This is a genomic window from Paenibacillus sp. ALE2, assembly GCF_054113385.1.
In genome coordinates this window covers 2,612,303-2,635,000 of sequence record NZ_CM134213.1, presented here as the reverse complement: position 1 = coordinate 2,635,000, position 22,698 = coordinate 2,612,303, and the positions used below count along the sequence as shown (strand labels likewise).

At 45.4% G+C, this 22,698-nt stretch carries 28 protein-coding genes (1 of these 28 running past the window's edge); 7 read left to right on the top strand and 21 right to left on the bottom strand.

Going from position 1 to position 22,698, the window contains the following annotated elements; genetic code table 11:
* The 15 genes from ACXHJ1_RS11350 to ACXHJ1_RS11280 all read right to left on the bottom strand — a co-directional run.
* On the bottom strand, positions 1 to 743 hold the 5' portion of the coding sequence (locus ACXHJ1_RS11350) for a nucleotidyltransferase-like protein (RefSeq protein WP_052132615.1). It extends 193 nt beyond the left edge of the window; the window shows 743 of its 936 coding nt (coding positions 1-743); the start codon lies at positions 741 to 743; its stop codon lies off the left edge, out of view.
* 56 nt (positions 744 to 799) lie between these two features.
* The gene (locus tag ACXHJ1_RS11345) at positions 800 to 2,518 is read right to left on the bottom strand and encodes a glycosyl hydrolase family 18 protein (RefSeq protein WP_457906081.1); all 1,719 of its coding nucleotides are present in this window, start codon (positions 2,516 to 2,518) and stop codon (positions 800 to 802) included.
* A 187-nt stretch (positions 2,519 to 2,705) separates the two neighbouring features.
* Entirely contained in the window at positions 2,706 to 3,137 is a 432-nt protein-coding gene (locus tag ACXHJ1_RS11340) for a Fur family transcriptional regulator (RefSeq protein WP_013373015.1), read from the bottom strand.
* A gap of 108 nt (positions 3,138 to 3,245) precedes the next feature.
* Positions 3,246 to 4,649 (bottom strand): DUF4097 family beta strand repeat-containing protein, encoded by a 1,404-nt coding sequence (locus ACXHJ1_RS11335; protein WP_264217692.1) that lies wholly within the window; start codon positions 4,647 to 4,649, stop codon positions 3,246 to 3,248.
* Between the two features lie 7 nt (positions 4,650 to 4,656).
* A complete protein-coding gene (locus tag ACXHJ1_RS11330) occupies positions 4,657 to 5,301 on the bottom strand; it encodes a hypothetical protein (RefSeq protein WP_151255515.1) in 645 nt (214 codons plus the stop codon).
* A gap of 83 nt (positions 5,302 to 5,384) precedes the next feature.
* Positions 5,385 to 6,098: an MgtC/SapB family protein gene (locus ACXHJ1_RS11325; RefSeq protein WP_016820257.1), complete on the bottom strand. Its 714-nt coding sequence runs from the start codon at positions 6,096 to 6,098 to the stop codon at positions 5,385 to 5,387.
* A 59-nt stretch (positions 6,099 to 6,157) separates the two neighbouring features.
* On the bottom strand, positions 6,158 to 6,619 hold the full coding sequence (locus tag ACXHJ1_RS11320) for a GNAT family N-acetyltransferase (protein WP_457906080.1): 462 nt from the start codon (positions 6,617 to 6,619) through the stop codon (positions 6,158 to 6,160).
* 134 nt (positions 6,620 to 6,753) lie between these two features.
* A complete protein-coding gene (gatB, locus tag ACXHJ1_RS11315; protein WP_457906079.1) occupies positions 6,754 to 8,199 on the bottom strand; it encodes an Asp-tRNA(Asn)/Glu-tRNA(Gln) amidotransferase subunit GatB in 1,446 nt (481 codons plus the stop codon).
* Between the two features lie 26 nt (positions 8,200 to 8,225).
* On the bottom strand, positions 8,226 to 9,683 hold the full coding sequence (gene gatA / locus ACXHJ1_RS11310) for an Asp-tRNA(Asn)/Glu-tRNA(Gln) amidotransferase subunit GatA (protein WP_039276213.1): 1,458 nt from the start codon (positions 9,681 to 9,683) through the stop codon (positions 8,226 to 8,228).
* A gap of 27 nt (positions 9,684 to 9,710) precedes the next feature.
* Positions 9,711 to 9,998: an Asp-tRNA(Asn)/Glu-tRNA(Gln) amidotransferase subunit GatC gene (gene gatC / locus ACXHJ1_RS11305; RefSeq protein WP_016820261.1), complete on the bottom strand. Its 288-nt coding sequence runs from the start codon at positions 9,996 to 9,998 to the stop codon at positions 9,711 to 9,713.
* A gap of 292 nt (positions 9,999 to 10,290) precedes the next feature.
* On the bottom strand, positions 10,291 to 10,677 hold the full coding sequence (locus tag ACXHJ1_RS11300) for a hypothetical protein (RefSeq protein ID WP_016324719.1): 387 nt from the start codon (positions 10,675 to 10,677) through the stop codon (positions 10,291 to 10,293).
* An 80-nt stretch (positions 10,678 to 10,757) separates the two neighbouring features.
* Positions 10,758 to 10,967: a hypothetical protein gene (locus tag ACXHJ1_RS11295; protein ID WP_016820262.1), complete on the bottom strand. Its 210-nt coding sequence runs from the start codon at positions 10,965 to 10,967 to the stop codon at positions 10,758 to 10,760.
* 244 nt (positions 10,968 to 11,211) lie between these two features.
* The gene (locus ACXHJ1_RS11290; protein ID WP_457906078.1) at positions 11,212 to 11,841 is read right to left on the bottom strand and encodes an MBL fold metallo-hydrolase; all 630 of its coding nucleotides are present in this window, start codon (positions 11,839 to 11,841) and stop codon (positions 11,212 to 11,214) included.
* A 3-nt stretch (positions 11,842 to 11,844) separates the two neighbouring features.
* Entirely contained in the window at positions 11,845 to 12,414 is a 570-nt protein-coding gene (locus ACXHJ1_RS11285; RefSeq protein ID WP_017425942.1) for a thioredoxin family protein, read from the bottom strand.
* A gap of 1 nt (position 12,415) precedes the next feature.
* The gene (locus ACXHJ1_RS11280; RefSeq protein WP_013373027.1) at positions 12,416 to 13,030 is read right to left on the bottom strand and encodes a DedA family protein; all 615 of its coding nucleotides are present in this window, start codon (positions 13,028 to 13,030) and stop codon (positions 12,416 to 12,418) included.
* A gap of 145 nt (positions 13,031 to 13,175) precedes the next feature.
* Here ACXHJ1_RS11280 and ACXHJ1_RS11275 point away from each other — a divergent pair, with 145 nt between their 5' ends.
* A complete protein-coding gene (locus ACXHJ1_RS11275; protein ID WP_017425943.1) occupies positions 13,176 to 13,499 on the top strand; it encodes a hypothetical protein in 324 nt (107 codons plus the stop codon).
* Positions 13,500 to 13,579: 80 nt separating this feature from the next.
* Here ACXHJ1_RS11275 and ACXHJ1_RS11270 read toward each other — a convergent pair whose 3' ends face one another.
* Positions 13,580 to 14,794: a class I SAM-dependent methyltransferase gene (locus tag ACXHJ1_RS11270; protein WP_019688593.1), complete on the bottom strand. Its 1,215-nt coding sequence runs from the start codon at positions 14,792 to 14,794 to the stop codon at positions 13,580 to 13,582.
* On the bottom strand, positions 14,781 to 15,437 hold the full coding sequence (locus ACXHJ1_RS11265; protein WP_016820268.1) for a DUF6483 family protein: 657 nt from the start codon (positions 15,435 to 15,437) through the stop codon (positions 14,781 to 14,783). Before ACXHJ1_RS11265 ends, ACXHJ1_RS11270 begins: the two co-directional genes overlap by 14 nt.
* Positions 15,438 to 15,832: 395 nt before the next feature.
* Here ACXHJ1_RS11265 and ACXHJ1_RS11260 point away from each other — a divergent pair, with 395 nt between their 5' ends.
* Positions 15,833 to 16,399 carry a pyridoxamine 5'-phosphate oxidase family protein gene (locus ACXHJ1_RS11260; RefSeq protein WP_016820269.1) on the top strand — a complete coding sequence of 189 codons (567 nt, stop codon included), beginning with the start codon at positions 15,833 to 15,835 and terminating at the stop codon, positions 16,397 to 16,399.
* 100 nt (positions 16,400 to 16,499) lie between these two features.
* Here ACXHJ1_RS11260 and ACXHJ1_RS11255 read toward each other — a convergent pair whose 3' ends face one another.
* Entirely contained in the window at positions 16,500 to 17,294 is a 795-nt protein-coding gene (locus ACXHJ1_RS11255) for an alpha/beta fold hydrolase (RefSeq protein WP_457906077.1), read from the bottom strand.
* 88 nt (positions 17,295 to 17,382) lie between these two features.
* Positions 17,383 to 17,973, bottom strand: a complete 591-nt coding sequence (gene yyaC, locus ACXHJ1_RS11250; protein WP_457906076.1) for a spore protease YyaC — start codon at positions 17,971 to 17,973, stop codon at positions 17,383 to 17,385.
* Between the two features lie 120 nt (positions 17,974 to 18,093).
* Here yyaC and ACXHJ1_RS11245 point away from each other — a divergent pair, with 120 nt between their 5' ends.
* Positions 18,094 to 18,321: a DUF1128 domain-containing protein gene (locus ACXHJ1_RS11245; RefSeq protein WP_013373034.1), complete on the top strand. Its 228-nt coding sequence runs from the start codon at positions 18,094 to 18,096 to the stop codon at positions 18,319 to 18,321.
* 158 nt (positions 18,322 to 18,479) lie between these two features.
* On the opposite strand, the gene ACXHJ1_RS11240 is transcribed toward ACXHJ1_RS11245, so the two are convergent.
* Positions 18,480 to 19,199, bottom strand: coding sequence for a pirin family protein (locus tag ACXHJ1_RS11240; protein ID WP_031462229.1), 720 nt, complete (start codon positions 19,197 to 19,199; stop codon positions 18,480 to 18,482).
* A 231-nt stretch (positions 19,200 to 19,430) separates the two neighbouring features.
* On the opposite strand from ACXHJ1_RS11240, the gene ACXHJ1_RS11235 reads away from it, so the two are divergent.
* The 4 genes from ACXHJ1_RS11235 (at position 19,431) to ACXHJ1_RS11220 (ending at position 21,552) form a co-directional block, all read left to right on the top strand.
* A complete protein-coding gene (locus ACXHJ1_RS11235; protein ID WP_457906075.1) occupies positions 19,431 to 20,120 on the top strand; it encodes a phosphatase PAP2 family protein in 690 nt (229 codons plus the stop codon).
* A 164-nt stretch (positions 20,121 to 20,284) separates the two neighbouring features.
* On the top strand, positions 20,285 to 20,542 hold the full coding sequence (locus tag ACXHJ1_RS11230) for a GlsB/YeaQ/YmgE family stress response membrane protein (RefSeq protein ID WP_016820274.1): 258 nt from the start codon (positions 20,285 to 20,287) through the stop codon (positions 20,540 to 20,542).
* A 42-nt stretch (positions 20,543 to 20,584) separates the two neighbouring features.
* The gene (locus ACXHJ1_RS11225) at positions 20,585 to 20,986 is read left to right on the top strand and encodes a YtxH domain-containing protein (protein WP_016820275.1); all 402 of its coding nucleotides are present in this window, start codon (positions 20,585 to 20,587) and stop codon (positions 20,984 to 20,986) included.
* 95 nt (positions 20,987 to 21,081) lie between these two features.
* Entirely contained in the window at positions 21,082 to 21,552 is a 471-nt protein-coding gene (locus ACXHJ1_RS11220; protein WP_019688599.1) for a DUF5665 domain-containing protein, read from the top strand.
* A 114-nt stretch (positions 21,553 to 21,666) separates the two neighbouring features.
* Here the strand turns inward: ACXHJ1_RS11220 and ACXHJ1_RS11215 are convergent, their stop codons facing one another.
* Entirely contained in the window at positions 21,667 to 22,626 is a 960-nt protein-coding gene (locus tag ACXHJ1_RS11215; protein ID WP_016820277.1) for a magnesium transporter CorA family protein, read from the bottom strand.
* Positions 22,627 to 22,698: the final 72 nt, after the last annotated feature.

Here is a 22,698-nt window from a genome sequence, read left to right as displayed (position 1 = left end):
AATAGCGGAGAGGAGCACTCCTCCATTTTCGACATGACTGAAAATTCACAAGCAAGCAGTACCAGTTCAACCCGTTGCTCCAGAGTCTCCGTACTTAATGTGAGCTCGTTATACAGCTTCTCAATTGTTCGATCCAGCGGCTGCATCTGAACCCATAAGTGAACCTTTGGATAAATCCCACGTTCAATGAGTTCAATAGAAGCCCAATGATCCAGTGCCTTCAGAACACTTTGATAAGCGTCAATGATCCGCCCTTCTCGCACTGCTTTCTTACCCTGAACGTAATTGACCAGAAAGCGGGAGAACTCATGAAATCGCTTCTGCTCCCGCAGTGGATCGTTAAATTCAATAATTTCCTGTCTTAAAAGACGTACCCTGTCATCCCGTTCCCAGACCATACGACCTTCTAGCACATAATCTATAATGTTGGCTTGTTCACCTGCGATAATCCAACCCTTCAGACAACTAAGCGTTGTGTACAACACTTGGCATTTTAATCCATTAATAAATAAGTGTTGTATAGATTGAACTGGCTCCCGGCCTTCTCCAATAATTAGAATGAGTTCATCAAAGTCATACAACATCGAACCGTGAAAATATTCTCCCGGCTTTCTGTACGAAATAACACCTATTGAATCTTCCTGCAACAATTCATCATGCATCAGGTTTAATTTGGTTAGCTGCACTTCACCCTCCATACCTGCAAGGCGGCTATAACCGCTAAATTGGATATTTGGATACATGTGATCATTTCTACATAAATAAGAGACTTCCTTCTTCAATTGTATAATTTTTTATCTTATTTAATTATTTCTTTCAGTGTTATCCAAGCGTCTTCATCTGCAAAGCTCCGACTCCACACACCAATTCCGCCCAGGTTCAGTGATTTGGCAAGTTCTACTCTTGCCTTCAGGGATATCTGATCCTCTAGCCAAATCTTTTTGACCACACCGTCTTCGGTATATTCGACATAATTCTGACCTTCAGAAGCTCTAAATTTGGGCTTCAACTTAAATTGGGCTACGATATCTGCTGCTGACTCCATACCAATTGATTTGGAGGTGACCTTAATCTTCCCTTCTTTGGGAGTCTCGGACCAAACGCGGGTATATAACGGAATACCTAAAACCACTTTTTGAGGCGGCACTTCGTCTTCCTGAATAATCCGCTGAATTGATGCTTCTGTCCATGGTAATGAGGCGACGGAACCAGCTTTTGGACTAGCCGCCCAATGCTCATCATACGCCATTACCATGAGATAATCTGTTATAGCACCCAATGCCTTTCGATCCAAGAAAACAGACCACATCTCACTTTGAGATTTAGGCGTAACATCAATGGACAGTATCAAATCATGTTCCCGGGCCATCGGTTTAAGTTCCCGCAAAAATTGGGTGACATTGGGGCCATCCTTCGTATGGACATTTTCAAAGTCAATATTAATACCATCCAGATCATTTTCTTGGGCAAGTGAGATCATCTGATCTACAATCGATTTTCGACGTTCAAAGGTAGATAGTGCCTCTGTTGTTATTTCGGGGTTAAAGCTGTTGCTCAACAAGCCCCATACCTCCATGCCCTTACGATGTGCCCAGCTGACATATGCCGGGTCCGCCTTGCTTTCTACAGTACCCTCATGATCAACGACGCTGAACCATGTAGGGCTCACCACATTTACTCCAGGCATAGGGTCAAATTTGGAAGGATCAGGCTTACGATTATAGACGGCTTCCCAAGCGAGATTCACAGGTTTACCCTGCCAATGCTTCTCCGAGATTGACAAATCGTCCTTAACCGAAGGTATCACAAGTTCTTCTCCTTCAGAGATACAGTCTGACTTCATGTATCCTGCATAACCATTGTCTAACTGCACAAAATACCAATCGCCCTGTTGAGACCAGATGCGTACTTTCGTCTGCTGTGATACATCTGCCAAAATAAAAGATAGACTAGAGGCTTCTTTGCGTAAAGCAATTCTAGCATCCTGTTGCCCATCTTTCTTTTCTACACTACCTAGCCTGACTTTCTCTCCGGCTTTCATCAGAATGACAGCCCCTGTTACAGGGTCTTCGTGGATGGATATACCATATACTTCACGTACAGCCTCAATGGGGATATACACCTCTCCACTGATTATCTGAGGGGCGGCGCTAAGTGCATATGTTTTACCATTCAGTTCGCCTTGTGTCTTTGAAACATTCATATGGAGCAAGCTTTGTCTCGTTGCCATAATGACGGTTTGGCTGTCATCCTCATAACGAATGGTAGGGTCAATTTGACCTTGTATCAATTTAAGCGGCATCAGCATGTTCTTGCCGGAGCTTTGAGCTTCATATCCGGTCAACTTGCCCTTCATAAAAATAGGTCGGACACTCCCCTGCCAATCGGGTTTCTCGTGAAGAGGATTACCATACCATACGACAGTAATTGCGCATATAATCGCTGCGAATAATAGCAGGCTTGCCGCTCCTTTGAATCGAGAACGTTTACGGCGGCGTCTGGAATGATTTCTGGCCAATATTGAACCTCCATTGTAAGAAATTTTGATTTCTGTATTTTGTAACTTTAAACAGATTACCTGAGACAAAAAACAAAGTGATTTAAACAAAAAAACGCGGTAAATCCCCACTTATGGGGAATTCCTCACGTTTCCAATCCATTACAATATATACATACCGCACTAAAAACTTTTATCCCTTGTTTCGCTACGATTGTTTGTTACTACAAGCTTTGCATACTCCGTGTAACTCCATACGATGTCCATGCACCTCGAAGCCTGTTTCCAACGCGGCATGGCGTTCCACATCTGCCAAATACGGATAACTGAAATCTTCAATCTTTCCGCATTTTTCACAAATGATGTGATAGTGCTCCGAAATATTGGCATCATAACGACTGGCGTTATCTCCATAGGTCAACTCATGTACCATACCCGCTTCTATAAACATCTTTAAGTTATTATAAACCGTAGCCACACTCATACTTGGAAACTTGGACTCAAGCGCACGATATATTTCATCTGCAGTCGGATGCCCCATAGATTCCATTAAATAGTTTAATATGGCATGGCGCTGGGGTGTTATGCGTACACCTGTCTTCTTCAGAAGTTCCAAAGCATGCTGGACGCGTGCTGCCATATATGTCCACCGCCTTATCCCTTACTTGCAATCCTATCAATTACCACGCATCTATTTACAATTCACTTCTAAAGCTACTCACATTGTACGGTCTACTCAAGAATCTTGTCAACGCGCCGTATTGTCGCCGGATGTCCGTACAGAAGTATCGGTCGCAGGAACTTCAGGTTCACCCGGAGAACTTCCAGTTGCATCGGGCGCAGTCGATCCTCCAGAATCATCCAAGTCGGGTAACGACGGCATCAGTAACTTTTTAATGGTTAAATTGCTGTTACCCTCTACGTTAATCACATATTTGCCATCCCCGTTTTGACCTGAAATGCTTTTACTGTCTATCTTAAATGGAAAATCAGACTGAAGATTACCATAACTGCTTGAACCCTCTAACTGGAAATCTCCATTTGATGGAAGATCCAATACGATATCACCGACAGCACTGTATATTTTCCAATCTCCACCTACCCTCTCGCTATGCACTTTGATAGCGCCATTAAGCGAATTTGCATTCAGCTTGGCTGTAGAATTCAGCACATTCATGTCACCATTTTGAGTATCAACGGTAATATCCCCTTCCGAACGAGCGACCTGAATGTCACCTACCATAGTGTGGAGTGACAAGGCCCCTTCAATATCCCCTGCCTGCATATCGCCACGATTCGTGCGTACATCCACATCTCCGGAAATCCGATGCAATCTAATCTGACCGTTCAGGGTGCCTCCTTTGACATTGCCGATAGCGTCATTAACTGTGAGATTCCCATTACCACTCTCAAGCCGGATGCTGTCGATAGCGTCTACTCCATTCAAGGTAATATTCCCGTTGGAGGTTCTAATCTGCATATTGAAGCGCCGATCCTCTGGCACGGTGATCAACATGTTCATTCGAGGCTGACGTTTACTTGATGCTCCGTATGACTGTACCTCCGGACGAATCTGGATGGTCTTGCCATCGGTAGAAGTCAGTGAAGAAGCTTGAGCAATCTTGTCCGCTTCGGCAGCAGGCGCTTGATCCACCCATAGAGTCCCGCGTACCTCAATATTGGACACCGGCCTTCTGATCAGTGTTATATCCCCATTCACTGAATCAACTACTAAATCGGATGTCTGCATAGTTACAGGTACCAGCACACCGCCCATATCATACCGATTCTCTTTAGCCTGGCTAAAATCCATAGAAGCCGATGTCAGATTGAGACTAACCCGGTTCCACAGGTACATATAATGGTTTTGCTGGGTCACGATAAAAACCGAAGCAGCCACTACCAAAGCGGACAGAATCCCCTTTAAGTCAGGTCTGAAACGTCGTCCGTTGTCAGGCTTGCCCTCTTTGCGATAATACACGCCAAAAAAAATCAGATACTCCAGACCCCAAAGCACAAAGATTACAGGCCACCACACAAGGAGCTGGAGCATATATTCCGTGTTCTGAAGCACATCTACAATCAGCAAAATGCCTACAGCCATCAACAGAAGCGAAGAGGTGTAGCGGCCGACTCTTATTTTGCGGTGCACGCCTGCTTCACCCTCTTTCTTTCAACTTTTTACGTTTAAAGGATAGAAAGGCTTCCCTTAGAAAAAGAAATAAACCGATTATCATTAATATAATGGCCAGCGTCAGGAACCCATAATCTTCGAAGAAAATGCTTAACCAGCGAGGTTTCATACGGAACAGAATCATAAGTCCACCGCCTGCCACCAATAGCACAGCAAAAGCAAAGCCTCTTTCCCACGCATAAAATGGACTACTTTGCTGACCTCTAGCATCCATTCGTGCATATTGATCTGGCTTGCGCCGATAACGAACCATGTAATCTGCTGACTGTAAGACATCATATACATTATAAAAATATAAAACGGGTATGAACAAGCCAAGCAAAATTAGTAATGGGATGTTAATCCTCAATCCATCGGAGGAAACATACAGCATCGCAAAAATATCTAGCAGGAGCAATACAATAAATGTAAGCCCCCTAATAAATAGTCCTAAAAAAAGATGTCCCATTCCAGGTATCAGTGCTGCCATGATAATGGCAATTACTTTGCGAAATTTAGCGTATTGCAGACGTTCCCGCTGTTTCTGTCCATGTGGCTGTTCAGCCTGTCCGGACTCTCCCGACGGTAACGGTTGTTCCGAGTTCATGCCATCCTCCCCTTTGAATTCCATACGTAGCTCCGCTGTAAAATACTTTGATGGTTACATAGTACCCCAATCAGATTTGATAGTAACTGTAAAAAAAAGGGTTATGATCACTCAACGGAGACGGCAGCTATATCTTCCCATTGTCGTAAATCAGCTGCAATACGCACCGGATTAAAGTCATGTCGGGCCAGCACCTCCAGGGAAACCTCCATACTCTGACGATCCGGGTGCAATTCATGAAATGGAACATTTTCATGTTCTTTAATCATGATTTTACGTATTTCCACTTTTTCCTGCTCTAAATAAGTCGAAATTTGATCGAGCAATCCGTGAGAGGACAATCCGTACAGTGTAATAAGATGAGGCTTGCGTCCACGCATATACCGAAGTTCTAATTTGTTGAACACCCATAAATTTAAAAATACGAGCACAGTTGCCGCTATAGAGGGTAAATAGAAGCCTGCTCCGACCCCAAGGCCAATGGCAGCTACGACCCAAATGGAAGCCGCCGTTGTGAGTCCAGTAATGGATTTACCTGTGAACATAATCGTACCTGCGCCCAAAAAGCCTACGCCAGTAATCACCGCCGTAGCCAAACGAGCTGGATCTATACGCACATTAGCTTCTTTAATAAAATCAGCAAAGCCGTAAATGGAGAGTAGCATAATCAGCGCCGATCCAAGACTGACCATAATGTGAGTCCGTAAACCAGCAGCATGATTGGAACGTTCTCGCTCAAAGCCAATGAATCCACCGAGAAGCATGGACAGTAATAGCCGTAAAATGATATGTGAATCATCTATAATCCACGGATTATTCATTCGAGTCTCTCCTCCCGGTTATGTCGTGCTTCCCTGTCCGGGCACGCGGTTTGTGAGTATTATTCCACGTTATGCAAATGGTAGGTGGTTAATTCCACGCCTGGGGCCACTTCTGCTGCGGAAACAGGACGAAAACCATGTTTTTGATAAAGCGTCACCGCAGGAGTGTTTAAAGTTCCAGTGGTGACGATAAACAGGGGAACATTCCGATATTCATTCAAAACATGCTTCATTAAGGAGTCCGCAATCCCTTTGCGAAAATGATCTGGATGAACCATCATACGTGTAAGGGTAAGCGAACCAGATGACTCAGACTGCACAGCTAGTGCTCCTAGCAGTTCATCATCCTCCAGCCACCCATAAAAAGACTCCCCGCAGCTTCTCAGCGTCTCCAATGTATCCATCAGTGGAGGAATCTCATCAAATCCAATCAGTTCAGCTTCCAGTCTATAAGCGACAAGCTGAAGACGCCATATCTGACTGACAATATTATCATCTTCCAATGAACATAGGGTAACCATGCTGTTTGCCCTCCTAAGGAAACTCATCATATGTCATCACGCTTCTAATACGTGTTTGATGCCCCATTCGTGTCTTTGCACCTATGCAAAAGGGGCCTGTCCCTAAAAGACAAGCCCCTGTCATAACTATGCCATTAACGGTTCAACACTTCTGTCAGCAACTTATTAGCGAGGCCAGGATTAGCTTTGCCCTTGCTCTCCTTCATCACTTGACCGACCAAGAAGCCGATGGCCTTTTGCTTGCCAGCTTTGTAATCCTCGACCGATTGCGGGTTGGCTGCTACAACTTGTTCGACAATTGTCAGAATTGCACCTTCATCACTGATTTGCACAAGCCCTTTTTCTTCAACAATTTGCTGTGGCAGTTTATCACTTTCCAGCATTTCCTTGAAGACCGTTTTGGCAATTTTACTATTGATTGTACCCTTCTCCAGTAGTCCGATCATTTCACCCAAGCCCCGACCTGTCAATTTAACCTGCGACAATTCTACATTGACACTGTTCAAATAGCCGAGTAAATCCCCCATAATCCAGTTGGATACGGCTTTGGCATCCTTGGTGTACTGAAGACTATCCTCGAACAAATCAGCCAATGGCTTGGAGGACGTAATTACCTGTGCATCATACTCAGGTAATCCATATTCCGAAGTGTAACGTGCTTTACGCTGGTCGGGTAATTCAGGAATCGAAGCACGGATACGCTCTTTCCACTCCTCATCAATATGCAGTGTAACGAGATCCGGGTCTGGGAAATAACGATAGTCGTGCGCCTGCTCCTTACCACGCATGGACAGGGTTTTACCCTGTGCCTCATCCCAGCGACGTGTTTCCTGTACGATCGTTCCACCTTCGTCCAGCGTCTGTTCTTGCCGGAACTGCTCATATTCCAGTCCGCGCTGTACGCCACGGAAGGAGTTCATGTTTTTCAGTTCCGCTTTGGTCCCCAGCTCTTTTTGTCCATGCGGACGAAGACTGATATTCGCATCGCAACGAAGCGAGCCTTCCTCCATCTTCACATCGGATACGTCACAATACTGCATAATGGCACGTATTTTTTCCAGATAAGCCTTGGCTTCTTCTGGCGAAGATATATCCGGCTCCGAAACGATTTCAACCAACGGTGTGCCGACCCGGTTAAAATCAACCAAAGACGCATAGCCACCATCAACGTGGGTTAATTTCCCCGCGTCCTCTTCCAGATGCAACCGCGTAATGCCGATACGCTTGGTTTCACCGTTCACTTCAATATCAATCCAGCCATGCTCACCGATCGGTTGGTCATATTGCGAAATTTGGTAAGCCTTCGGTGAATCAGGGTAGAAATAGTTTTTGCGGTCAAATTTGCTGACATCAGCGATGGTGCAATTGAGCGCCATTGCCGCTTTCATCGCATAATCAACGGCTTGACGGTTCAATACCGGCAATACCCCCGGATGTCCTAGACAGACCGGACATGTATGAGAGTTTGGCGGTGCTCCGAAGGATGTCGAGCATCCACAAAATATTTTGGACTTCGTATGCAATTCCACATGGACTTCAAGTCCAATGACCGTCTCATACTTCGATGTAGTTGTAGACATGAATAGGTTCCCTCCTTTTTGGCAAATTACAGCTGCGGACGCTGCTTGTGAAATTCAGTATTTTGTTCGAATGCATGCGCTACGCGCAGTACAGAAGACTCGTCAAAGGCTTTCCCGATAATTTGTAGTCCGACTGGCATTCCATCTGCAAGACCACAAGGAATACTGATCGCCGGCACGCCAGCCAAACTCACTGGAATCGTCAAAATATCGTTCAAATACATTGTCAATGGGTCGTCTACTTGGGAACCGATTTTGAACGCGGTAGTTGGTGCAGTAGGCCCGATAATCACATCATATTGTTCAAATACACGATCAAAATCCTGTTTGATCAGTGTGCGCACTTTTTGAGCTTTCAAATAATAAGCATCGTAGTACCCGGAGCTGAGTGCATAGGTACCGAGCATAATCCGACGCTTCACCTCAGGACCAAACCCTTGCGTACGGGACTGATGGTACAGATCGAGCAGGTTATCCGGATTGTCAGCGCGTACACCATAGCGCACGCCGTCAAAGCGGGCCAGATTGGACGATGCTTCAGATGAAGCCAGTAGGTAGTACGTCGCAACTGCATATTCCGTGTGCGGAAGAGATACCTCTTCCCATACAGCGCCCAATCCTTCCAGTGTTTTCAGTGCATCAAGCACCTTTTCCTTGACCTGTGGATCTACGCCTTCACCAAGATACTCTTTAGGCACAGCGATACGAAGTCCCTTCACATCTCCGGTTAAAGCGTTCAAATAATCAGGAATGTCTACCTTCGCAGAAGTGGAGTCCTTCTGGTCATAACCTGCAATGGCTTGCAGGACATAGGCTGAATCCTGAACATTTTTTGTAATCGGACCGATTTGGTCTAAAGACGAAGCAAAAGCCACCAGTCCAAAACGGGATACCAGACCATAGGTTGGTTTTAAGCCAACTACGCCGCAATAAGAAGCGGGCTGGCGAATGGAGCCACCTGTATCGGAACCGAGCGTGAAATAAGCTTCACCTGCCGCAACAGCTGCAGCCGAGCCGCCACTGGAACCGCCGGGAACACGTTCTAAATCCCAAGGATTACGTGCAGGGAAAAAGCTGGAGTTCTCGTTCGAACCACCCATGGCGAATTCGTCCATGTTCATTTTACCCAGTGTTACCGTTTGTGCTGCGCGTAACTTACCGACAACTGTGGCATCGTAAACAGGATCAAAATTTTTCAAAAACTGACTGCCACATGTTGTGCGCAGCCCTTCCGTCACGATATTATCCTTAATACCGACCGGCAGACCAAACAACAACCCTCGTTCCTCTCCCGAAACCAGCTGATCATCCAGCTGACGTGCGGATGCCCGAGCCCGTTCCTCGTCGACAGTAATATAGGCCCTGATCTTCTCTTCCCGCGCATCAATTGTCTCCAGAGCGTGCCCCACTAGATCACTCACGGAAATTTCCTTTTGATGCAGCTTGTTATGTATTTCCGGCAATGTGTTATTAAACAAGCTCAATTTGCATCCTCCTTTCAAATGTGAAATCTATTCCAGAACAGCAGGAACTTTAAACTGTCCATCTTCTTCTTCAGGTGCATTACGCATCACTTGCTCATGCGTCAAACTTTCGCGAACTTCGTCGTCTCGCATGACATTGCTGACGTGCAGCACATGAGTGGTCGGTTTTACCTGCTCCGTATCCAGCTCATTCAGCTTCTCCGCATAATGGAGAATGGCGTTTAATTGCCCTGTCATAGTTTCTTCCTCAGTCTCGGTCAAATTCAATCGGGACAGCCTGGCTACGTGACGGACATCTTCCTTGGAAATGTTCATTCAAAACCCTCCTCATGTATATATAAAAATCCAATAAGCGACTGGAATCGGATTTTGCAAAATCCTGGTATCAAAAATGTTACACCGAACTTTGAAATAACGTTTTTAATTATAGGATAGAACCCTATACAATTCAATCTTTGACGCGGTACAGAAGCAGACTGTACATCAATGAGGTAAATGTTACTAAAAGAATATAAAAAAAGCACCTCTCGGTGCTCTTTCAAGAAAACTATAGCAGCTGAAATCGTGCCCATTATATATTGTTAAAAAGAGTCGGCAACAGCCGGTCCTATATCCAAGCACGCAAATTAACTTGTTTAATAAAATCAGCCTGTGACAACAATTCTGCCGCGGTTTCTTCTTCCTCAGTCTCTACTGAATCATGACCACCGTTCATCACATGTCTGAACAGCTTCTCATTATGAGTAGCAAGGGCGTAATCTATCAGCGCTTCACGCTCAATCCGCTCGGCTTCCAGCTTGAGAATACTTTCTTCCAGCTCAATGTCCCCGGATGGTACGAAAAAATTGCGATTCACCTTCGGTACGCGAATGACATAGTCAAAAGCATTGTCCGCATTACGGTCGTAAGCAATGATATAACCATGTTCGCCCACAGGAAGATTCTGCTCAAAAGCATCCGCGACGATCATAATTCTAGCTCCTAAATGATGCATCGTTAGCCCCCCCGTTTGTCTGAACTTATCTGCTAAGTCTACTAAAAAAAAGGTAGCTTGTCTATATCATCTATGTATCTTCATAATCGACCGTCTCCACGTCCAAATCTATGCTCATTAAGCCGTATATGCCAGTTTTGCGTAAGGGTTCCGCCCTGCCGTTTCACCTTTTTCCAAGTTATGATCTTCGGTTCGGAACCTACCACAACATCTTCAATATCTACTATTTTGGGAAGACGGAAACTACCTTCTTTCTCACGGTGTACCTCATATATATGTTTTCTTTTCATTCTTGCTCCCCCTTGTGATCTGACGGCTTCATGCCTCTTTATCCTCTTAATGGGCAAAAAAAAGAACGCAAACCGGGATTCATCCACAGCTTGCGTGCTTCGCGAGTTTAGTATGTAACTTCAATAAATTTATGTTAACAAAAATAAAAACCTTTGTCTATACATAATTTATATTTTGTTGTCGAATTGAGGCAAAACCTGTCACTTCTTTGATTTTGCCTCAATTAATTAACGTTTATCAAATTTACCGGATATACGGATTGTTGACTTTCTCATAACCAATGGATGTTTTGGGTCCGTGACCACAATAGACCGTAACGTCATCTCCAAGCGGAAACAATTTATTCTGAATGGAATCGTACAAATCCCGTTCCCGCCCCCCCGGCAGGTCGGTACGTCCGACACCCTGACGGAATAGCACATCCCCGGAGAAAAGATCTTTGCCACACAAGAAGCTAACACTTCCGGGTGAATGCCCCGGTGTATGGAACACCTTGAACGTGTGCCCGATTAGATTTAATTGCTGTCCTTCCGCCAAATCATATTCGGCAGGTCCTGTCGAGATCGGTGGAGAAGCCTCTGGCCACATCAGGGAGCCATTCAGCTTAGGAGATGTGAGCCAGTCTTGCTCCAAGGCGTGCAGATACACCGGGCATCCTTTCGCATTGCGAATCTCCTCCACTCCTCCAATATGGTCAAAATGGGCATGGGTCAGCAGGATAGCTTCAATGGTCAGGGATTCAATCGCTCTCAGCAAAGGTCCCGGATTCATTCCTGGATCAATAATAACGGCGCGCTGTGGATCATCCCCTTGAAGCAAATAAGCATTCGTTTGAAGTGGACCCAGATTAAAGCTGCGAATGGATAAGGTCATAAGTTAAAATCCCGAGATCAGCTCGCGTAATTCCTGAACAATCACAGGATGAACCTCGGTTCCCTCCCCATATTTTGCAGCCATTTCTTTGCGAGCAACTGCGATTTTTTCTTGATAGTCATCGGCTTCCCGATCTGGATTTTCACGTTTGAATTCGATCATAATTTGTTGGACATGTGCAGGACGTGGTCCCCAGTGACCCAGTACGTGGCCCCCAGTATCCGCAAAAATCACAATCGGCACAGCACGTCCGCCCATCGTCAGGAAGTCGTCCATCAGCGCCTGATGATTTTCCAAAATTAATACTTCAGTTGGAATACCGCTATTCTCCAGCGCGCGGAACACAACTGGCACATTGCGTACTACATCCCCACACCAGTCGGCAGCCAATATAAGCACACGCAGATCATCACGATGGTTCAGGCTTTCAAAAAACTCCCGATCCTCTTCGCTGCTCCACACAAACTGATCGTATCCGGAGCGGAAGGCTTCTTTGTTCTTTTCCATGCCCTCCATAAATTGTTCAGGACTCAAGCCCTTGCCGAAATATTGCGATACGTTAGTACGGCTCATGTTATACACTTCCTTTTTTGTTTTTGGCTACAATCCATTTGATAACAAAATAAATGATCAAGAGCGCAAGAGCAACTAGCAAAATGGGTTTGATGTAAGGTGCTGCCACTTCGTCAATTTGCTCCCACTTGTCTCCCAGCAGCATACCTAAATATATAAACAAAACAGACCAAGGTATAATCGCCAGCGTCGTCAAAATAATAAAGCGCCATACGTTCATTCGAGCCAACCCGGCAGGGATTGAGATCGCGTGACGAACAACAGGGATAAAGCGAGCTGTAAAAATGACCCCCGTGCCATATTTATTGAACCAGGCTTCAGCGTGGTCGACATGGCTTTTTTTAATGAGTATGTATTTCCCATACTTATCTAATACGGGTCTGCCACCATAGCGTCCAATCCAGTAAATGAACAGTTGGGCCAGCACCCCGCCAATCGTTCCGAACACGACTGCGCCAAAAAAATTAATATGACCTGAGGACACTAAAAAGCCGCCGTAAGCGAGGACAATTTCACTTGGAATGACCTCCACCATCAAGCCTAGCATAATACCAAAATACCCAAGACTACGAATGATCTCAAACAAATAATTAATGATACTAGATATATGGTCCATTTTTTCTTCCCACTCCCTGCCTGTTTCTCTATTTTCATTAGTGTATCACAGCGACAGAACACGCCGCCACTTCGCTCAAATAGGGAGGTCAGTGACCCCGGCTCCTCTGCCCGCATAAGTTGTGAGAGAGAGGAGGGGGTACAATATGCCTCCCGGCAAATTCCCCAAACATGACAATTCACAATCCCGTTTGCCCACGGCTCGCGGGATCCGCCGCGCATGCTGCAAAGAGCTGTACCGAACCTGCAAACGTCTGCCTGTTCACATTGCTCCTGATCTGGTCAAGCAGGGCGAGGAGCTATATTGCCGCAAGGTCGTCGGCCACCTCATCTGGATTGCGGAAAACCATAGCAATCGCAAACTACTGTGCGACTGGTGGGACGAAGATGTCAGCGAGGAGCTCGCGGCATTGTGGAAGGTGGATCGCGATGTTTTGTGCACCGCTTTTAGAAGTGCCTATGGCGGGTAGAGGTTTTCGTACAGCAACCATGAACTGTAATCTACAAAAAAGTGGAGCCACCCCGCAGTGGCTCCACTTTCACTATATTCTTAGCTGTGTGTCTGCTTCTGCCCCGCTCCTTCTGGAAGCAAATCCGCACAAGCACGTTCCAAATAAGGATCAGCATGTATAAAATCCCGAAATGCTGTGTACTCACGCCACAGAACGGACCGTTCTCCCGCTTGGCCTTTGACAGCACGAATCAGAATATTTTTAGGTGTGTGCTCCATGTCAATAAATTCCAAGAGCTGTGTCCGATACCCCATCATATCCAGCAGCTTGGCCCGGATTCCATCCGTTGCCAGTGCAGAAAAACGCTCCTTTAAAATGCCATGGGAGAGCAAAGGCTCCAAGACCGGGTTTTCCAGTTGGCTAAACAGCTCATGCTGGCAGCACGGAACTGATAAAATGACAGACGCTCCCCAGCGGACAGCCTTTTCCAGCGCTGCATCTGTTGCTGTATCGCATGCATGCAAGGTAACGACCATATCCACCTGCTCCAGTTCATTGTAGTCTGCGATATCTCCGACCAGAAACTCCAACTGTCGATATTGCAGCTTTTGCGCCAGAACATTACAGGTTTCAATAACATCTGCCTTTAAGTCCAAACCGACAATCTGCAAAGGTCGTTTTTGCTGTACTGCCAAATAGTGATACAAGGCAAAGGTCAAATACGATTTGCCGCAGCCAAAATCCACAATCGTCAATGGGCGGCCTACCGGAAGGCTGGGCAATACATCCTGCACCATTTCGAGAAAACGGTTGATTTGACGGAATTTATCGTATTTGCGGGCCAGTACCTTACCGTCCTCATTCATAATCCCCAGCTCAATCAGGAAAGGAATACGTTCTCCTTCCTCAAGCACATATTGCTTTTTGCGATTATGAGACAGATCGGCTTTACTTTTGCTCGGTGACTTTGTCAGAATGGATACTTTATATTTTTTACTGATCAGCACCTGATAGTCTGCATCCTTGGCACATAGAAGTCCTTGGCGGAATGTGTCCTCAAACAAGGCAGTCATGCGCTCATTAGCTTCATCAGGGGTCAGATTTTCATGAATGACTTTGTTGCTGTAATGAAAGGCAAACTGGTAATGCAGTTTGTTTTTCAATTCCACAGGTTTGATTTGCACTTTAGTAAAAGAAGCATCCTCACGTTTGCGCAGCTGACTCAGCGTTGCTGTTATGAGGGAGCCTCCCGTGGTCAATTGGTATACAAGTTCGCGCAGTGAATCCAAAAGGTACATCTCACTTTCTTTCATGTAATTGGGTGATCTCGGACAAACCCTCGATGATTTCCCGGCGTGAAATTCCACCCCGCTCTAGCTCTGCATCGGTCTTATCCAGTAACTGACTGTAAAATGCCTCTGCTTCCGATCCCAGCTCTGGCTGCTCCCATGCCAATCCAAACCAGACATCGGCGGCTTGGTCCAGTCTGTTTTCCCGCTCATAATGAACAGCCAGTAGCTTGCTGGTTTCAGGAGAAAGCTCATATTCATGAACCAGTTGTACGATACACGCTATTCGTTCAGGCAGGACCTGTAGATCACGATTCGCGCCATTCAGATCGCTGTACAAATATAAATGAAGAGATTTCATTAAAATTCGTATGCCCTCGTCTATTCTGCTGGTCTCCATGTATATAACAGCTTCTTCTTCCAGAATGCGAGCCACTTGCTGAAGCTCATCCGCTTCCATCCCAGGGCCCATTCGGAAAAGCTCAATAATTTGTTCTGGCGGCAATCGTCTGAGCAAATCTGAACGAAGGCGAAACTGCTTGTTGAGTAGGTCATCTAGCTGTTTTAGCGCTTCGACGTGTTTATTTTCACGCCTCAGACCGAGCACTGATGCTACTGCTGATGTCAATTCTTCCATCATACTAAGCAAATAATCTTTTCTAAGCAAGCCGTTCCCTTCCTTTCATCCTGATGCCTAGAGAACCAGCAACCCTGTCCCTTCTGATTGTAAGACATCCTTGTCTAAAAGCCAAATGCCGCCATCATGGCGTAATCCTATTTAGTACAATTACAAATCATTTATAGCATCAATGATCCGGCACTCAGAAAATCACGTATGACACGTAACATTTGGGTAGCACAATGTTTTGTAGCCGGTCATGTAATCAACTTCAAATACAAGTATTCGAAAATTTGATATTGATTCTCCGTTAGCCTCATGTTATTTTTGTTTCATAAGAAACAAAAATAATCGTTGTAATGCATTAAATCACAAAATAAAACATAATATTTATTTTCACAAGAAACAAAATTGTGCATTAATTACAGGAAGGATGTTGAAGTATGGGAAAACAATTTAGTTCGATACTACCGGAATATAAGGAGTTCATACAGCGACAGCATATTTTCTTTGTAGGATCAGCACCTGTATCTGAGACGGGACATGTGAATATTTCCCCCAAGGGATATAATTCTTTTCGTATATTGTCAGATCATAAGGTAGCCTATCTCGACTTGTCGGGAAGTGGCAACGAGACAAGCGCACACATTATAGAGAACGGACGGGTAACCATCATGTTCTGTGCATTTGAAGGCGAGCCCTGTGTATTAAGGCTCTTTGGTACTGGCACAGTCGTGTTGCCCAACACAAAGCGTTGGAATGAGCTGTATCCTCTCTTCAATCCACTGCCTGGAGCAAGACAAATCATTGTTGTAGATGTTCATATGGTGCAACATTCATGTGGTTTTGCAGTTCCCTTCATGACTTACACGAGCGAACGGGAAAAGCTGAAGGACGTAGCGATTCAGATGGGCGAAGAAGCACTTAAAAAGTATGCATACGAAAAAAATTTAGAAAGTATTGACGGTTTGCCGACAGCGTTTGCCTTGAACAAAAACAATATGACTTAGGCATTTTACACATCAACCGATATGAAGCAACAAGTCAGCAAAAAACCGGATCTCTTCTGTTACCACATCAGAAGGTTCCGGTTTTTAGACTTACCCTACTCTACTTTTTCAAGTTCTGGTCCAAAAATGACAAGATGGCATTCGCTAATAACTGTGGTGCTTCGAACAAGCTCATATGTCCAGACTGCGGTAGGGTAACCTGAGTTACTCCGGCCCGATCTGTTGTAAACGTCCGGGCTGGAGGAACCGCCTGATCCTGCTCCCCTGCTACTAAAAGAGCTGGCAATGCAGAAGCCGACAGCACATCCCGACGGTCCGGGCGCTCGCGCATAGCCAGTGATGCTCCTACGGCTCCTTGTGGAGGTGTTTTGTAGCCAATTTCTTTGACTTTGAGTAGTTGGTTTGGCATCGACTCCACATGTTCAGGAGCAAACAACCCCGGTACGAGCCCATCTACAAAGGTTGTAATTCCTTCCGTTTGAATGGTGGATACAGCCTTGTTCCGCTTTTCTTTACCTTCGTCCGTATCTGCATAAGCCGTCGAATGAATCAATCCAAAGGCTGTAAGACGCTCTGCATGTCTCTGGGCCGCGGAAAGGGCTAAGTAGCCTCCTAGGGAGTGACCAAACCATGCAGCCTGAGGAATGTCCAATTGTTTCTGAAGTTTAAGCACATCGTCTGCCATTTGATCAATCGTATAGGCTCCGAGTGGAGCATCGCTGCGTCCGTGTCCACGCAAGTCTGGAACAATACAACGATAGCTTGGGGATAGCAAGGGAACAACCTCATCCCAATAGGAGGAGCTTCCGCAAAATCCGTGCAACAGAATGATCGGATCTCCTTTTCCTTGTTCGGCATAGCAGATCGTCGTTCCTTCGCATAATACCTTTTCCATGTGGAACCCTTCCTTCTCTGTATATAATCTATTGGTTCTGAATATATTAGTGAGTAGAACATGCTGATGTATATTATTAAGCAGACCATCAATATCTGAAACGGTAGCCCGCTGGAAAATCTTGCGAAGCTGTTTTTAAACCAAATTCACAAGCCGCTGCATCTGCAATATATGCAGCCATCGTCATGACCAGATGAAGCGACGTCATCTGGAGTGTCCAGTAGGGTTTGGGACTGCGCTCATTCACAATCGCGGCCACGCTATAATGCCCGATGGACGGCAGAGACAGCCCGACCGATCGCGCAGGGGTTAGCGGTTCACGGGCAACAAGGAACATTCCCGTTGAGCCATGCTGTCCAAGACAAGCATCTATGGCGATCACATGATGATCTTGGGGAATACGCTCCAAGTATGAAACCAGATGATCCGCATCACAAGGCTCCGTCATGGTGCCAATCACATGCGGAAAGCCTTGCTCCTTGAGCATGGTGCCTACCAGTGGCCCGAGTGAGTCACCCGACGAGCGATCTGTACCGATACATACAAAAGTCAACTTATCTATAGCATGCTGATGTTGAATTTCTCGAAAAAACGGTGCGAGTCCGTCGCGATCTGTTTTCTCTACATTAGGTTCTAAGGGCGAGCGACCAGATGTAGAAGCTCGATTATACAAAGACAACTTTGTCCATCCTCCTTCATTCAGTTGTATATCGGTAATCTGGCTATCAGTACATTCTACAACAAAAACATGATACAATACAGGCAACTTCCCCTGTTATGAAAGGATGGAACATTAACGATGGATTTGTCTGTACCGTCTCATGCCAACATTGAGTATATGATTGAGGGCATTAAAACCAAGCTTCGTATGGCGAGTGGTGCTGCTATGCAGGCTTCCGCTTTCTCGCTAGAGCAATACGAGGACATCCATGATGTCTACGATATGGTAATCAGCAAGCCTAACCTCAGCATTTCAGAGGTTGAAGCCATTGTCTCCGAACTGGGTAGATTGCGTAAGTCCTCGTAAATCAGCTTGTAGGACAGACAGCTTGGCTATTTTAAGTTTGTCACCACAAATAAAGCTCGTATCTCCGGTCGTCTTAACAGACGCGCAAGGGATACGAGCTTTATTTTTTCGATGCATATACGTATTTTCATCCACTTCTTCCTTTACCCATGGAAGCTTCAAGGCAAATCTACTAATACCAGTTCAGATACTTCCTCATTCCCTGTAGCTAGTATCTTTAATGTACAGCTTTTTTGAATTCGCGCAGCATCGCCAGGTTTTAACTGAAATTCCCCATCCTGACACGTAACTTCGACATGACCGCTAATAATATAAATGTGAGTGCGGCGCTCCTCTTGCTGCGGATACTCAAGCTGCTGTCCCTTTTCCAATCTGCTCAGATACAGATTTATATCCTGTGCAATCGATAGGGCTCCCTCCACCTCTGAACCAGACACTACGGGCTGAAGTCGATTTAGGCGTTCACTGTGCTTGAATCTCTGTACCTGATAAGAAGGCTGAAGGCCAGGACTCTCGGGTAGAAACCACATTTGCAAAAAACGAACCGGTTTTTCATCCCCAGGATTTCGCTCCTCATGTTCAATCCCGGTGCCTGCACTCATAACCTGAATCGAGCCGCTTTTCAGATCCTGTTCGTGGCCCAAGCTGTCGCTATGATGCAGAAGCCCTTCAATTACATAGGTGACGATTTCCAAATCATGATGCGGATGTCTTTTGAACCCTTGCTGCGGTTTAAGCTCATTATCATTATGGGCTAGCATACATCCAAAATGGGCATTGCTCGGATCTTCATAATCTGCAAACGAAAAGCTAAATTCACTATGAATCCATCCCTTATTTGAGGTATGTCTCTCTGCTGATGTCACTATTTTAATCATCCTTAACACCTCCATGGATTCCAGTTCCGTAAAGCAGCCCTTACTTCGTGATTCCTAATCCACTTCCGGCCCTGGCATTACAAACGCTGTAATACGATCCCTTTACCCCGCACTTATATGCGTCAATCAGCCTATTGTCTCTGTCTGGTTTTGCTCTCCCGTTCATTATTCGTTAAGTTAATAGTACACAAAATGAATCTATCACAGCCATAAGGAGGCGATTTACTACATATGCTATCCCAAGAACCTCAACGATTCCGATTCTTACCAAGCTATTTGCGTCGCAGTCTGTCTGCATCTATGATCATGATCGCCGTCTTACTTCTCATTGCCTATTCAATAAGATGGATTGGCACAGCTCCTTTTCTATATTGGGATGAGCGCATTCAGGATATTGTCTTTCCGAACACGGCTGCTGCTCATTACCGACTACTCCCCGTCGCTATATTCATTACATCGTTAGGCTCATTCCGCATATCATTACTGATAGCAATCGGTACCGCAATCTTGTGCTGGGTCTATCTCCGCTCAAAAGCGTATTCCTTTGCCGTCCTAAGCAGCTTTACGGCGATGTGGGTGCTAAATACGATCATAAAAGAATTTTTACAACGGGAACGCCCGTCTCTTCAACATTTGGTGGAAGCAGGAGGTTACAGTTTTCCCAGCGGTCATGCGATGATTTCCATGGGATTTTACGGAATGATATTTGCCATTTGGGCTATAGAACGAAAGGTTCATAAGCGTACATTCTTCCTTCCGTGTGTTCTTGGTGCATTGCTCATTCTCTTGATTGGCCTCAGCCGTGTATATTTAGGAGTTCATTTTCCTACCGACATTGTAGGTGGCTATATTGCAGGTATGATCTGGCTGGTATTTACCGTTCCCGTGGTCTATTGGCGAGCGCGTCTGTGGGGTTCCTAACCTTCCTCTCTCCCCCGCCCATAAAGCGCTCTAAGATGGTTTTTTGTTTCACTCAGGGTCACAACGTTTATATACGAAGTAAGCAAGGCGAAGAAATAACGAAAGCTCAGCATTCATCAAAAACATTATCGTTGTGTGAACTCAGGATAAAGGAGGCGATCCTTGTGTGGGGAATTGTCCTAAGTATTGTAATGGCTATTATTATCGGATTGATTGGCGATGCACTGGCTGGTCATGAAATGCCTGGCGGCATTGCGGGCTCTATGATTGCTGGCTTTGTAGGAGCTTGGCTCGGTGCCATGATTCTAGGAGACTGGGGTCCAGTCATCGGAGATTTTGCAGTCATTCCAGCCATACTTGGAACCGCATTGTTCGTGTTCTTGCTCGGACTTGTGTCCAGGCTATTAAGAAGGGCTACCTAACATTTATATATATTTTTTATTCTATAAAAGGAGTGATATATCATGAGTAACATTGACAATCAAAATATGGCAAGCACTTCAGGTTTTGCAAAGGGTTTATTCATTGGAGGTTTGATTGGTGCTGCGGCAGCCTTGCTGTTCGCTCCAAAGCCAGGCCGTGATTTGCGTAGCGATCTGTCCGAAAAAATGACTGTTGTCTCCGATAAAACCAAGGATGTTGCATCCGTAGTCAGCAGTAAAGCGACGGATTTGGCCAAAACCGTTTCTACCAAAACAGCAGATGTAGCCAAAACGGTAGCCGAGAGCAAAGACAACATCGTATCCAGCGTAACTAAAGCCTCTGCTGATGTTGCTAATGAAGCGGCTAAAGCGGATAAAGAAGTTATGGATGCAACTGCTCAGGCAGCCAAGGACACTCAGAAGCAATTAAATGCAAATTCCTAATACGAATACATTCCGATTACAACCAAAATGAGCTCCAAACACTGAACAGCCAGCATGCAAGAAGCTGGCTGTTTTTAAATGATAGAAAGGCTGGGATGACAATGAACAAACCAAGCTCCTATGGAGATGATCTTGCTCGGAACAACAAGAGAACCTTTCACCCCCTACAGACACAAGATCAACCAGACGAGGTTTCATCCAAGCAGACCTCACCTACTCATGTTAAAAAGCATGATCCTGAAAGAGATTTTGATGTGGATGAACATCCTTTTGAGCTACGCCATGAGGTCAAGCGGCTTAACAAACGTCTAGATCAAATCGCAGATACATTAGAAAAAGCAGAATTCAAAGATATTATAGAGAACTACTCCAGTACGAAAAGAAGAATTATTAGTAATCTGACGGCTGGGATTTCAAGGGGTCTTGGCCTTACACTGGGTACAGTGGTCGTACTCGCCTTACTCGCTTGGTTGCTTAGCTTCCTGGTGCAGTTAAATCTTCCAGTCATCGGAGATTTTATCGCCGAGTTGTTAGGATATATCAAAATGAGCCAAGGTACTAAGTGATTGTCTTCTATTTCATATAAAAACGATCCATCGAACCGGTAATGAGCTCCTAAAATGCCCCCGGTTGTGATGGATCGTTTTTTGAATGCACATTGTAACTGCCGTAAGCAGCCGCTACAATTTGTTACGCTTGTTTGTTTTTAATAAATCTCCTGTCCATCCCTTCATCATCAGCCAGCCGTACATCCCCGCCATACTTAACAGAGTAGCCATAATCACGAAGGTAAAACCCCAGCCTGTTTTGATCCAAGGCAGATTTTCAAAGTTCATGCCCCAGATAGCGCCTACTACAGTGGCCGGCGTAAATACAGCGGTCACGATCGTGAGTGTCTTCGTAATCTCATTGCCCCTAAATGCGGAAATGGCGTCATCAATGGAGATTAGTGTGTCGATTTCCTTCTCATAATGGCGGAATAGTCCCTCCATCCGAGTCACACGGTACAGTAACTGCTTAAAAAAGCGATTTTCCTCCAGCTTATCCAGATAGGCTTCGCGGGAAGCCGTGACCAGCTCTGAAAAAGGGATGAACATATTGCTCCAATACAACAGCTCGAAACGCGCATTCAATATAGAATCCATCAGCGTACGTGCGTTCCTTTTCTCCATGTCCTCTTCCAGTCTTCTCAGGTTGATCTCAAACTTATCCATTCCCGTATGAAAATAATGAAGCACAGCTCTCGCCAATACGAACATGCCATCAGCCGCATCCTCACACTGTTGCAGCATGGTTTGGCGTTCTGGGGTATGCATAATTTCGCGGGTATTTTGGTCCAAATTTAAGGTCACTAGCTTCTGGTTTAGAACTAGAAAATAAAACTTGTTGCAATTGCGCTGACTGTCGATCTCTTCTTGAACGGAGTAGATCAACGATCCGCACATCAACGGCTGATTGCCATCTGGAAAGCGTACAGAAATAAAGCTGGATGGAATGTCCTCTACCTTATCCAGCCACTCTGCGGCCTCTGGGAGCTTCTCCTTCAAGTGCTGTATGACCGAATCCTGCCAGTCCGCAGCACAGATGTCCCACCATTCCCATCCTCCACGAAAGGTAGAAATCTGTTCAAATGCTGTCATGGATTCCATCCTTTCTTTGTTTTTTCCGCTTTATAAAAAGGACACGCTTCCCTAATTGGAATAACGTGTCCT